11 protein-coding genes and 1 pseudogene are annotated in these 12,247 nt (G+C 49.5%); 3 read left to right on the forward strand and 9 right to left on the reverse strand.

The window, feature by feature from the left end; all coding sequences use genetic code 11:
- Positions 1-126: 126 nt before the first annotated feature.
- From AACT35_RS08235 to AACT35_RS08265, 7 genes are all read right to left on the reverse strand, one after another.
- Positions 127-1,101, reverse strand: coding sequence for a FecCD family ABC transporter permease (locus AACT35_RS08235; RefSeq protein ID WP_099239371.1), 975 nt, complete (start codon positions 1,099-1,101; stop codon positions 127-129).
- Positions 1,102-1,219: 118 nt separating this feature from the next.
- Positions 1,220-2,125, reverse strand: coding sequence for an MORN repeat-containing protein (locus AACT35_RS08240; protein WP_099239373.1), 906 nt, complete (start codon positions 2,123-2,125; stop codon positions 1,220-1,222).
- Between the two features lie 69 nt (positions 2,126-2,194).
- Positions 2,195-3,688, reverse strand: a complete 1,494-nt coding sequence (locus AACT35_RS08245; protein ID WP_254048014.1) for an energy transducer TonB — start codon at positions 3,686-3,688, stop codon at positions 2,195-2,197.
- Between the two features lie 336 nt (positions 3,689-4,024).
- A complete protein-coding gene (locus AACT35_RS08250) occupies positions 4,025-4,177 on the reverse strand; it encodes a DUF433 domain-containing protein (protein WP_339374603.1) in 153 nt (50 codons plus the stop codon).
- A 71-nt stretch (positions 4,178-4,248) separates the two neighbouring features.
- Positions 4,249-5,601: a cytochrome P450 gene (locus AACT35_RS08255; protein ID WP_099239377.1), complete on the reverse strand. Its 1,353-nt coding sequence runs from the start codon at positions 5,599-5,601 to the stop codon at positions 4,249-4,251.
- A gap of 209 nt (positions 5,602-5,810) precedes the next feature.
- Positions 5,811-6,740, reverse strand: a complete 930-nt coding sequence (locus AACT35_RS08260; protein ID WP_339374604.1) for an SH3 domain-containing protein — start codon at positions 6,738-6,740, stop codon at positions 5,811-5,813.
- Between the two features lie 61 nt (positions 6,741-6,801).
- A complete protein-coding gene (locus tag AACT35_RS08265; RefSeq protein WP_099239379.1) occupies positions 6,802-7,077 on the reverse strand; it encodes a hypothetical protein in 276 nt (91 codons plus the stop codon).
- Between the two features lie 376 nt (positions 7,078-7,453).
- On the opposite strand from AACT35_RS08265, the gene AACT35_RS08270 reads away from it, so the two are divergent.
- Complete coding sequence (locus AACT35_RS08270; RefSeq protein ID WP_099239381.1) at positions 7,454-8,215, forward strand: hypothetical protein; 762 nt, start codon at positions 7,454-7,456, stop codon at positions 8,213-8,215.
- 3 nt (positions 8,216-8,218) lie between these two features.
- Here the strand turns inward: AACT35_RS08270 and AACT35_RS08275 are convergent, their stop codons facing one another.
- Together AACT35_RS08275 and AACT35_RS08280 are read right to left on the reverse strand one after the other, a co-directional pair.
- Positions 8,219-9,388: a zinc ribbon domain-containing protein gene (locus tag AACT35_RS08275; RefSeq protein WP_254048016.1), complete on the reverse strand. Its 1,170-nt coding sequence runs from the start codon at positions 9,386-9,388 to the stop codon at positions 8,219-8,221.
- A 46-nt stretch (positions 9,389-9,434) separates the two neighbouring features.
- On the reverse strand, positions 9,435-10,136 hold the full coding sequence (locus AACT35_RS08280) for a hypothetical protein (protein ID WP_099239383.1): 702 nt from the start codon (positions 10,134-10,136) through the stop codon (positions 9,435-9,437).
- A 515-nt stretch (positions 10,137-10,651) separates the two neighbouring features.
- On the opposite strand from AACT35_RS08280, the gene AACT35_RS08285 reads away from it, so the two are divergent.
- Entirely contained in the window at positions 10,652-11,632 is a 981-nt protein-coding gene (locus AACT35_RS08285; protein ID WP_254048017.1) for an extracellular solute-binding protein, read from the forward strand.
- Positions 11,632-12,247, forward strand: a pseudogene (locus AACT35_RS08290) (ABC transporter permease); the annotation flags it as partial. The gene AACT35_RS08285 and the pseudogene AACT35_RS08290, both read left to right, overlap by 1 nt.

Consider the following 12,247-nt stretch of genomic DNA (forward strand, 5'->3'; position numbering starts at 1 on the left):
CCCCCAAGCTGATGATCATCGCCGCGAGGGTACTTATGAATAAAAAGGCGATCGCCAAGGGCACCCGTCGATCCAACTGCAACGAAAAGGGTAAGAAATTAGGCCGAAAAGTTAGGGGGGTTTTGCTCATCGTTTCACCTTGGCGCGAATCAGGTAAATAAAGAACGGCGCACCAAGGAGGGGCATCACCAAACCAACGGGTAACTCCTGGGGTTGAATGAGCAACCGCGCCAGAATATCCGCCCACAGCAGCAAAATTCCGCCCATTGCCGCTGCGTAGGGCAAGATCCAGCGGTATTCCGTCCCCACCAAAAATCGGGTCATGTGCGGCACAATCAGTCCCACAAAGCCAATCGGCCCGGCGATCGCCACACTCCCCCCAGCCAACAGCAGCACACAAACCGCCGCCAAGATCTTAATCACGAGGGTATTTTGTCCCAATCCCTGGGCCATATCCTGCCCCAAACTGAGCAGGGTGATTTGTTTGCCGAGGCTCAAAGAAAGCAATAAACCCACCACTAAATAGGGCAAAACCTGGAGAAGCAAATCAAGATCTCGACCGGCCACCGAACCCGCTAACCAGAAACGAATTTGATCTAGGGTTTGTTGACTGACGATTAAAATGCCGCTGGTCATGGACGCGAGAAAAGCGGTAAAAGAGGCTCCCACCAAGGTCAAATTGAGCGGCGAAGCCCCACCCCGACTCAGGGAGGCAAAGCCATAGACTAAAACCGCCGTTAAACCCGCACCTAATAAAGCAAAACCCGCATAAAGATTCAGAGAAGCCCCCCCACCGATTAATGTCGCTAACACCACCGCAAAGGCCGCCCCCGCATTTACCCCCAAAATCGCCGGCGAAGCTAAAGGATTTCCGGTAATCCCCTGCATCAGGCTCCCCGCAACGGCCAGAGCCGAACCGACCACCAAGGCAATGAGCGATCGCGGTAAACGGACTGTCCGAATCACAAGCTGTTCCGTAGACCCATCAAATTGAAAAATTGACCCATAAATTTCTGCCACAGAAATATCAGCCGCCCCAAAATTCAGACTAGCTAAAAAACTCACCAGAAGTAGGGCAAAGCTGATCAATAAACCTCCCATGAGACGTATTGATCGGGGTAAAAATAAAGCGGAAAAAAAATTGGTTTGGGTCACAACAATTGAAAAATCAACCGAAACGGCATAGGACAAGCTTTAAAAAAAATCAGAAATAGGAATATTATTCAACTAATTCCCCTTCATCCCAGGTGCCTTCAATGCGCGTGCCATCGCTGAAGATGTAAACACCGGCCCCCTGGTAAAGATCATTTTGAAAATTGCCTTCGTAGCGATCGCCATCGGCATATTCACAGACCCCTTGGCCGTTGAGCAGATTATCGGCAAACTCCCCTTCACAGCGATCGCCATTTTGGTAAGTAAAAGTGCCTTGGCCCACAAAGTTACCACCCACAAATTCGCCAGCATATTCATTGCCATTGGCGAGGGTATAAACCCCTTGGCCGGTAATTGCGCCGAGGGCCACTGCTCCGGTGTACTGGCTGCCATCACTAAAGGTAAATGTTCCTTCCCCATCTGGGAGATCGTTTCTTAGCTCGCCTTCATAGCGATCGCCATTGCTATATTCACAGGAACCCGGCCCCGTGAGATTTCCCTCTACAACTGTACCTGTACAGCGATCGCCATTTTGGTAGGTGAAAGTCCCCTCACCGCTGGGTACCCCGGCAACAAATTCGCCTGTGTAGCTGCCGCCATCGGTAATGGTAAAAGTGCCTTGGCCATGGGGTTGTCCTGCTGCAAACTCGCCTTCGTAGCGATCGCCGTTGCCATATTCCCGGATACCTTCACCTTGGATCTGTCCACCGAAAAATTCCCCTTCATAGCGGCCATCCGTCACAAAAGTATAGATCCCTTCCCCTTCTTTTTTCCCCGCGACAAATTCGCCTTCATAGCGATCGCCATTGCCATATTCACAAGTGACCTGGCCCTGGAGTTGCCCTTCCACCAGTTCCCCCTCGCATTGGCCACCATTCGGTAAAGAGATAGTCACCGCATTGGCGATCGCCCCTGTAGAGAGAGTACCTAAAGCCGCTAAACCCAAAGAAAAAAATGTTTTGTAAATGACCATAATCTAATTGCAATCTTCAAATATTCAAATAAATAAAGCAATGACTCAAAACATACGAACCAATCAGACCTAACCACCCATTTCCGATGTGGGTACCGCCTGTTGCTGTTGACGCTGCCGTTCAGCTTCGGCCTGTCTCTGACGCTCAAGCTCAGCCTGGCGTTGTCTTTCCTGTTCAGCTTGTCTTTGACGCTCCAATTCTGCCTGACGTTGGCGCTCAGCTTCCGCCTGTCTCTGCCTTTCCGCTTCTGCTTGTTGCTGTCGTTCGGCCTCGGCCTGTCTTTGTTGCTCGGCTTCCGCCTGGCGTTGTTGTTCTTGGGCTGCTTGATTCTGTTCTTGACGTTGTTGTTCAGCTTCGGCCTGTTGTTCTTGAGCGGCTTGCTGTTCTTGGGCTTGATTTTCCTGTTTTTCTTGTTGTTGGCGCGCTAATTCCGCCTGGCGTTGACGTTCGGCCTCGGCTTGTCGCTGCCGTTCCAGTTCAGCTTGGCGTTGCTCCTCTGCTTCCGTTTGGCGCTGTTTAGCCTCCCGTTCAAAGTCAGTGCCCGGTTGCGCAAAGTTAATCGCTAAACGTACCCGCCGCTGTTCACCACTGGGACAACGAATGCCCCGGGCAGCGGAGAGGGCCGCCTGATCAAGGGCTGAGTAATTACTAGAACGTAGGATTCTTGCTTGGGCCACACTGCCATTTGTACCTGTAATCACCTCAACCACAGGTCTCGCCTCAATTCCCCTAGAGGCAAGGGAAGCAGGAAACTGCGGTTGGCTGGGGGCAGAACAACCGGCTCCAGAAGCGACGGGGGCCGCAGGGGGATTATTGCTTGGGCGAGTTGGGGCAGACCGTTGGGCTGCTGTTTGATTGCCGGGCCTACCGCTACTGTTTGTGTTGGGATTACCTTGGCGATTTTCGTTCTGCAGGCTGCCACGGAGACCTGCATTATTGACTGCACTAAGGGGGGCGGAGGAAACACCAGGACTTGTTGGCTTAGAACGGTTCGCTCCGGTTGCCGTACTCCCAGGTTTTGTGGTGGCATTGCGCTCGGCTCCTGATGCGGCGGCCTGTAGTTGACCCCGCAATGGGTTTGAATTTTCAGACGATAGGGGAGCAGGGGCATCCTCGGACACCTGAGATTCCGGTTCGGACGCAGATTCCTGGGGTTCTGGCTCAGAGGTCGTTTCCTGAACTTGGGGTTCTGGCGGTGCTTCCTGGGGACGAACTGTAGGAGCCGCAGCCGTTACCGTTGGCTTGGGGATTGGCACAGGGCTATTGGTCACTGCACTTGGAGCAGGCACACTCGGAGTTGCCGCAGATGTTGGCAGAGTGTCCAGGGGTTCTGGAGGTGTTTCTTCCGTGACTTCCGGCTCTTCAACAGGCGGCGTTTCAGTGACGATAAATTCTAAGGGCGGTTGTTCCGTAGAGACCGTTTCTACCGGGGGTAACCAGCGCAACCCGAACAAAGCCCCTGCGTGGAGGACAACAGAGCCTGTCAACCCGCAGACCAACCATTTTTTTAGGATTTCCTGTTCATTTTGCCGCTCTTGCTGACAAAGGTCAGACATACTCATGGGGCTTTCCTTACCATCAGTTGCAAAGTTACTGTAAAGCAATCTACAGCTTATCAGTAATAAGAATTTATTTCAATAAAAGAGATCTTACTTTAAGCGGTTTGTTGGCTTTTAGGTAATTCGGAGATATTGTCTCTGTTCCCAAAGGCTTTTAGGACAATGGCGTTCTAGGAGGGTTTCTAGGCATCAATTGACTGATAAGTCATCATTTAAACTACTTTAAATTTTTTTCAATAAAATAAGCTTATTTTGTTTTGGTATCTTTCTAAAGCGTAAGGTGTAAGCAAAGTTATTAAAAATCAAGAGGCGATCGCCTTAGTCAGATCTTGCAAAAGTTCATACCACAATTGTCATCGTTCTTTGTTCCCGGTCAGTAGCAGGGCTAAGACAAGCAAGAATATCTTGTTCTGTTAGGTGGGGGAAATTGTGAAGGATTTCTTGTTGAGTCACGCCAGATGCCAAAGACAGTAATACCCATGCCCCGGACACGGGCTTTACTACTGTGTTTACCTAGCTCTAGGGGATGATGTCTTGGTCGTTCGTTTCTCTTGGGAATAGCACTATGCCGTTGTTGATGAAGATTCTTTCCGTCGATAAAAGCGTATCTGTAAACCATCTTTCGGCAATGGCGTCGGAATCACTTGCATCGATAGGTCTTGGTCAGGTAATAACTCCCAGTCATAATCACGGGCAAGCATAGATGCCAAAATTTTTGCTTCTAGACGGGCAAATTCTTTGCCAATACATTCCCGCATACCGCCGCCGAAGGGAATAAAGCCAAACTTTTTCTGTTTATCTGCCAGACGTTCCGGTGAAAAACGCTCCGGGTCAAATTTTTCGTGGTCAGGATATAGGGCTTCGTCCTTATGGGTTTGGGCAATTTGATACTGAACCGCCCAACCTTGAGGAATTTGGAAATTTTTGTACTCGAAGGTGTTGATTACTTCCCGGAAACCACCGCCCACTGGGGGGACAAGTCGTAAAACTTCTTTGAAAACTTGATCCAGATAGGTCATCTGTTGAAGCGTCGCCATATCCAACCCATCGCCAATGTCCAACGCATCTTGTTCCGCACGGATTTTTTCAAAAACGTCGCGGTGTTGGCCGACCAATAATCCAAGAGACACCAGAGACGAAGTAAGGGTTTCATGACCAGCAAACAATAGGAGCAAGATTTGATCCTTCAGTTCATCGATGGAAAGGGAATTACCGTCTTCATCCTTCGCCCGAATCAGTAGGTCAAGGGCATCGGTGGGTTCTGCATTGGCATCGTAGGTTTTCAGGCGACCGCCAATAATCATTTCTAACTCACGCAGCAGTTTTCGCCGACACTTCATCGCCTTACCGAAGGCCGTCCAGGGAAGATTAATCGGTAGGGAAAATAATCCTTTAACCCATTCCTCAAATAGATTCGCTAAAGGCGTTTCCGCACCGCCATCTTTGCCGATAAATAAGGTGCTAGCAACATCAAACGTATACTTGCGGAGTTCGTCGTACCAAGCAAATTCCTGTTTTTGCTCCCATTCCGTGAGATAACGCTGGGTAATTTTTTCGATAGTAGGAATATAACTTTCTAGGGCGCGGGGCTGAAATGCTTGAAAGATAATGCGCCGCCGGGAACTATGAATACCACCTTCCTGGGTAGCGAGGGAATCGGCACCGAGGAGAATCCGGGTACTTTTTGGCCAGGTTGCTTTGACATATTTATTTTCGTTGCGGAATAACACCTCATTGGCCTCTGCCCCAACCATTACCACTGTGGGTTTGGTAAAAATATTTGTTTTGAAAACGTCACCATACTTCTCTAATCGCTTTTTTTGAAAATTACGGTCTGTGAAAAATTCAATGGTTTCGCCAATTACAGGCAAACCGAATTTTCCGGGAGGTAAGGGCAGTTTACTGGGGGAAGTCATGGGCGATCGCCAAAGAGTCGTATATTTATCAAGCCATTAGGTAAGGTAACAAATTGCCCTATGGTTGTAAATTTTCAGATAAGACAGCAAATCTGCCGCCCTCATTGGCCTCATTGGTTTTATAAACCGTATCCTAACCAGCACCTTCAAATAAATTCATTTCCAATGGCAACCCCCTCACAAGATACAGTGTTGAGAAAACTGTCCTTCTATCGGGTGCAATCAAGCAGTGAAGCATGAATATAACCTGCCTGAGGGCCGCCGAGAGTAAAGGTAACAAAATACCAATCCGTTACATTATTGACATTTTCACCCATCACCTTCTCCTCAACCCTTACCTTCGCATCTCGCGTGAGTTCTTGGACAATTGTAGAATCGGTAGACGGTTCTACTCGAACGCGGCCTAGACCTCCATCTGCGGAAACATTAATTGCACACCAGGTTGGCAGATTAGCGGGTAGGAGAGATCGGATCGTTGACGGTACAACCGCGTCAGTGTCGATGAAGACGGAATAATCGACCAAAATAGGTAGACCCTGGCCATAGGCCAAATAGCCCTCTAGGCTTTTCGCTAAATCATAGAGACGTTGGTGTTCTGTCACGCGAACACAGCCATGGCCATTGGGATCAATGAAGCCGTTATGTTGCAGAGGGCCTTCTCCCCAGATAGGGGCATGGAGCGCAAAGCCACGATGGATCTGCATAAAGTTCTGGATTCCTAAGGATGTCCTTTTTTGTAGACCATGGATGTTAAAGTGAGCCCCCATCACATTACCAAATTGCTGCTTGGTTTGCCTTGCAAGCTGTACTGTTTCTGGTGCCCAGGAAATGAGTCCCAGTTCAAAAACCACCTCGCTGCCCCCATAATCTCTGGTCACTTTGCCATGCATTCGACCAGCGGCATTTTTATAAAATTTGATGTAGTAAATATCTTCTGCTTTTGCACCCATTTTTTGCAGACGGGTTTGCCAATCAGCTTGGCCCCTAATAATTTCCTTAGAAGACGTTTCGGTTGTTTCTGAGAGCTTTAAATTTGGGTACGCGTTTTCCTGGGGCAATCTATGATGACAACTCGCTAAAACGTATAGACAGCCGCATAGAAAAATCAATCTAGACAACCGATGGTTTGTGGCACTCATAACTCTATTTTAAATGCCATCTATGGGATCCAAAATATCGCTTTGGACTTCGGGATTCGCTTTAGGATAATTGTGTCGTTGAAATAGCCCAGCCATAGGCAACAACAACAACTAAGAGTAATCCGTAAACGAATTCCTTTTGATCACGAAACCACCCTTGCAGCATATTTTTAAAACTACGTAGGCTGCGGCGTCGCTCATCGCCTAACTCTCGCATTAGTCTGGCTACTTCTGCATCAACTTCTTGTAGCGAAATTTCTCCCTGTTGATACCGTGCTTCCAGGGCATCTAGCTTGCGCCAGTATTCTTGGGTGGCATTGAGGAGGTTAGGAAACATGAGTCGGTAAACCAGTAGCTATCAGTAAAGGCGATCGCCGTAAATATTGAGTCAGTTGCAATTCTCGTAGCGAGGATCGTGATTCTCGATTTTTAGGGGGTATTGATATTTTCGCCTTGGCCACATTGTAACGCAATGTTAATTTTACTGCGTTAGAGCTTGACAATCTGGCAAGTATACAAACTTTTTAAGCGTAGATAACATCGTTGCTCCATCCAACGATTGGATCCCTTAAACCCTTGAGCTTATCTACATTCTGTAGATTTCAGTAGAATAGGATTAGCATCAGGGGTTAAGTTACAGGCCAAAATAATTTATTCAAAAAAACTTTTGGTCTACAAAAATACAAAACTTCTTTGGGTTGATAGGCGGCCTGATGAAATCACAACCGATTCCCAATCCCCTCTACCCCGTAGTAGTCAGCGCTGGTGTTGTTTTGGCTGGGGCGATCGCCTTAATGTTTTTGCCCGCCCTGATTCAGCTTGATGGGATGGATGGGGGCTTTGCCATTACTTTCGGCGCTCTGTTTCTCGCCATCTCTGCTTTGGTCACGCTCTTGATATTTTGGCGCAATGCGGTGCTTCTGGATCGGGTAATTGCCGGGACAAATCTCATGGCCCACTGGACCTACGAACCGCAAGAATGGGCCCAGTACCTCGATAGGGAACGTCAAGAACAAATTGACGAAAAATTGCCCTTAGTCTTCATCGTTGCGTGTTGGGCATTGCTTATCGGCGGCGGCTTTTGGTTGTTTGATCCCGAAGCAGGTTTTATTGTGTTTCTCGTGATGGTTGGGCTGATTGTTTTAGTGAGTCTGCTGGCCTATGGTTTGCCTTGGCTGCGGTTTCAACGCGATCGCCACCGCATTGGGGAGGTGTGGATCGCCAGTAGTGCCATTTATTTTCGTGGTAACTTTTTCCATTGGGGTGAATTTGGGCTGCACCTAGAACAAGTTACTCTTCGCCCTGCCCAAACCAATCAAGCTCCATGCCTCTGTTTTGAACTGAGCTACCCTTCCCAGGCGGGGGAGCAAACTTACAATCTGCGTATTCCCATCCCCCGGCGCCACCGGGCCGCCGCCTATGACTTATTTGAACATTTCAGCCAAACCTCAATCCAGGATGCTCCCCCGACATAAATTTTAGGGCAACATCTCGAAGACCATCCCCGTTTGGCGATCCACTTCGTACCAGCCGTAGGTGGCAGTATGGCTGGGTTCACCAGGATGATTAACAATTTCGTAGGCATGCACTAAATAATTAGTGGGCGTTTGTTCGACGACCTCGATGTGGGTGCTATTTTGGGGGGCCGCGGTACGCACCAGTTCTTGCCATTCAGCAACATCCGGTAGATTCATCACCCGTTCAATGGCGATCGCCTCAGTGATTGCTTGGCTCGGAGAGGTGGCAATGGGGGCCACAGGTGGGTTGCTGGCGCCAGGTTGTCGGCGAATTTGACTAGAGTGGATCATCCCCATATCGCCACAGACATCGGTATAAAACCAATCGCCTTGGTTGCCATAGAGATAAATGGTTTGGGGAGATTTCACCGTGCAAATAATGGGGCCGTTGGGATAACTGCGCACATTAGAAGGGGGATCAAACACAGAGGCGGTATTGTTCGGAGCCGTCTTTCCTGCCCCGGTGCTGCCTGGGCTGGGGGAAGTCGTAGTCGGGGCCGTTGGTGGGTTGCTGGCACCGGGCTGCACCCGTTGGACGACAGCAACCATTGGCTCACTATTCGGGGGGCTGACCGTAATGGTGATGCGCTGTTTATTTGCGTTGAGTTCGGTATTGACTGGCGTGGGTACATCTCCATCGGTACTCCACAAATAACCCGATAATGTCCGACCATTAAGACGGGAGAGTTCGAGGCGATCGCCTTCAATATCCGCCACGATCTTGTCGCCTTCTCGATAGAGCATGAGGGTATCCGTGTCTTCCCCAGGATCTCCTTCCGCCGGAATCCAAGCCCCCACAAAATCATCGAGGGTCACTGCTGCCTGGGCCGTGGGAGATGTCGTTGGATTCTCCGTAGCGGGTTGAGTTTGGGGTGTACTGGCTTTGGGTTGCCCCCAAAATTTCAATAACTGAGCCGGATCCTTCAGGAAGAAAATTCCTAGCCCAGTGAGTACGACAATCCCTAAACCCAAAATCCAGTTCCCGTTTGACCGATTAGGTGGGGAGGCCTGGGGTCTTGGGGGAGGGGCCGCTGGGTAAGCTGGCATTGTTGCACTGCCACACACCTCACAAAAGCGATCGCCAGGGGTTAGGGGAGCACCACATTGCATACAAAAATGAGGAGAAGCCATGATTCAATCGACCAAATTTAACAGCGAGATTCCGACCTTGAATCAGTTAACGGCTGTGGTCACCATGGGGATCATGTTCGCATAGAATACGTTCTATACCTTGCAAATGGCTGCAATCCACCGGACTGTTACCACTCCCATTTTGCTGGCCAGCCGTAGGATTGATCGCCACGCCTTTGAGCACAGACATCCCTCGGAATTCCGATTGTTGGTTATTCGCCCAGCTACTGGGGTGACTATCACCCAGGGTATAATTGCCTGCCTTGAGGGTGACATTCGGCCGCACGATCCAATAGGCATTGGGGACGCCTCCTTGGCCTGATTGAGTGGTCGCCTGCCAGGGGCCATAGGTTGTGCCATCCTGATGGGTCAGCCACATCGTCCCTGGGGTTTGGCCGCGACCCCTATTCCAGTGATAGTTCATGAAATAGGTCAGGCGCGTTGCATTGGACAAATAAAATTGTGTGGGATTACTGGGGCTATTGCGCACACCATAAATGTTGTTGTTATCAAAAAGTGTTGTTTCTTGCTGATACTGAGCAATGACATAGGTTGGCCCCAAATTTCGGGCTTCATGATTTAAGGCGTTCGGATGGAATTCCTCTGCCAAGGAGCTTGTTAAAGGCAACTCATCATTGCGAGGCGGCAGGGTAGGATGAGCGCTAGCTAGGGTTACCCCTTGAAGGGCGATAAAAAAACCTATAAAGAAAGGACGCCAGCCTAAATTGAGAGCATATTGACTGTTCATTTTTTCTCTCCCTAATTCTCAGAAGTGATGACCTCCACTTGGATCATTAAGAATCAAATATGTACATTTGGGATTGAAGAAGGAGACCTTATCCAGAAAAAACGTTAAAGGAGTCTTGATTGAATGTTTGTTGGGGATTTGGCAGGGTTATTTTTCTCTGAAAGCCCCCTTCGATTCTATTGTACCAAGAGATTCCTAGCAGAATTGCCTACAAATCAATTGATGCTTTAAATGTCTAATTTTTGAATCAATAAAAATTAATTTAACTTGATAATTCTTGACTTTTAATTAGGAAATTCCCCGAAAATAGCTGTGATACTTGATTCATTGCTTATTTGATATCGTTTAGCCATGGAGCTTCCCTAAGATTTAGATTTATTTCTGGCTTGATTGAGGAAATGGAGTGTGATGTTAGCGTAAAACTACTAGAAGGCTGTAAGTTTTATTCCTTCAGTGAAGTGCTCATGTCGGTTAAAGCATCTTGTCGGATATTCGCTTTTGCTCTACTTCTTACTGTGGCCACTACTGCTTGTCAACCAGAACATCAGCAACGAAAAGTTGTCGTTTATGTTTCCGTAGACCGTACCTATGCGGAACCAATTTTGACGGAATTTACAGCGGCAACGGGGATTGATGTGTTGCCCGTCTATGACGTGGAGGCAACAAAAACCACGGGTTTAGCCCAGCGTCTCTTGCGGGAAAAAGAGCGCCCCCAGGCGGATGTGTTTTGGAGTGGGGAATTCGCCCAAACATTGCTGTTGCAAAGGGCGGGGGTTTTAGGGGCCTATGAGTCGCCCATTGCTGCGGATCTGCCGTCCCAATATCGAGATCCCGAAGGCTATTGGACTGGAATGGGAGGACGGGCAAGGGGCTTGCTGATCAATACGGATCGTTTGACCCTAGATGAAGCGCCCCAGTCTTTAAGCGATCTCACCAGTGATCGATGGCCTGGGTCAGAAATGGCGATCGCCTATCCTTTTTTCGGCACCACAGCAACCCATGCAGCAGCCCTCTATGCAGTTTGGGGGCCAGAGCCAGCCCGGGCGTTCTTTACTGATCTGCAACGGAAAAATGTCCAAGTTGTGGATGGTAACTCGGTGGTGCGGGATCTGGTGGTCGATGGCCAGGTGAGTATTGGTCTGACAGATACGGATGATGCTTGTAGTGCCGTGGAAAAGGGGGAATCGGTGGCCCTGGTGTTTCCGGATCAAGGGCCTGGGGAAATGGGGACTTTTGTCTTAACGGGAACAGTGGCCGTGGTGGCGGGGGGGCCGAATCCGGAACCAGGGAAAGTGCTGGTTGATTTCCTCATCAGTCCAGAAACGGAACAACGGTTGATGGCCGTGGGGGGTAGCCAATTACCGTTATATCCAGGGGCGGCAGTATCCGGTTGCTTGACAGGGGAAAATATCCAAGGAATGACGGTGGATTTGGAGGCAATTTATGATCAGTTGGAGCCTTCAAAGCAAGACCTGAGTGAAATTTTTATTCGCTAATGAAAGGCGATCGCCACAGATTAAATCCATGGAGAACCCTGGGGTTGGTGGGGTTTCTGGTGGTGGTCTTTGGGCCGCTGTTGAGTTTAATGGCCAGTGTGATCGTTGAACTAAGCCAAGGGAATGGTGCCTGGTTATCCCTATTGGTGCCGATGGGGCGACGCTGGCAACTCTTAGGAAATAGTCTGCAATTGGCGATCGCCGTAGGGACGGTGAGCACGGTATTGGGGGGTCTGATTGCCTGTTACCTGTGGCAGACGGCCTGGGCTTGGCGCTGGCGGTGGGGGTTGTTGCCGCTCCTATTTGTGCCGAGCTATATCCACTCCTTCGGCTGGTCAGCGTTGGGTCTGGGGTTGAATGGGGGTTTACGCAGCCTCGGTTTTGGGACAATCCCCCTTCAGGGATGGTGGAGTTGCGGTTGGGTGGAAGTGATGGCGTTTTTGCCCTTGGCGGTGGGTTTGGGTTGGTTGGGTTTGGCGGCGGTGGGTCGGGAAGCAATTGAGGCGGCGCGGCTCCTGGTGCCGGATCTACGGGTGTTGGGACAAATTATTTTGCCCCTGGCATTACCGAGTTTTGTGGCGAGTTTTGGGTTGATTTTTCTGTTAAGCTTGATGG

The sequence above is a fragment of the Synechococcus sp. BDU 130192 genome, assembly GCF_963876085.1.
Taxonomy (GTDB): domain Bacteria; phylum Cyanobacteriota; class Cyanobacteriia; order Cyanobacteriales; family MRBY01; genus MRBY01.

Bases quoted from the DNA above. Each gene is read 5' to 3' on its own strand.
- AACT35_RS08240 (WP_099239373.1), bottom strand. From the start codon at position 2,125: ATGGTCATTTACAAAACATTTTTTTCTTTGGGTTTAGCGGCTTTAGGT.
- AACT35_RS08265 (WP_099239379.1), bottom strand. From the start codon at position 7,077: ATGTTTCCTAACCTCCTCAATGCCACCCAAGAATACTGGCGCAAGCTA.
- AACT35_RS08245 (WP_254048014.1), bottom strand. From the start codon at position 3,688: ATGAGTATGTCTGACCTTTGTCAGCAAGAGCGGCAAAATGAACAGGAA.
- AACT35_RS08280 (WP_099239383.1), bottom strand. From the start codon at position 10,136: ATGAACAGTCAATATGCTCTCAATTTAGGCTGGCGTCCTTTCTTTATA.
- AACT35_RS08270 (WP_099239381.1), top strand. From the start codon at position 7,454: ATGAAATCACAACCGATTCCCAATCCCCTCTACCCCGTAGTAGTCAGC.
- AACT35_RS08260 (WP_339374604.1), bottom strand. From the start codon at position 6,740: ATGAGTGCCACAAACCATCGGTTGTCTAGATTGATTTTTCTATGCGGC.
- AACT35_RS08235 (WP_099239371.1), bottom strand. From the start codon at position 1,101: ATGGGAGGTTTATTGATCAGCTTTGCCCTACTTCTGGTGAGTTTTTTA.
- AACT35_RS08255 (WP_099239377.1), bottom strand. From the start codon at position 5,601: ATGACTTCCCCCAGTAAACTGCCCTTACCTCCCGGAAAATTCGGTTTG.
- AACT35_RS08275 (WP_254048016.1), bottom strand. From the start codon at position 9,388: ATGGCTTCTCCTCATTTTTGTATGCAATGTGGTGCTCCCCTAACCCCT.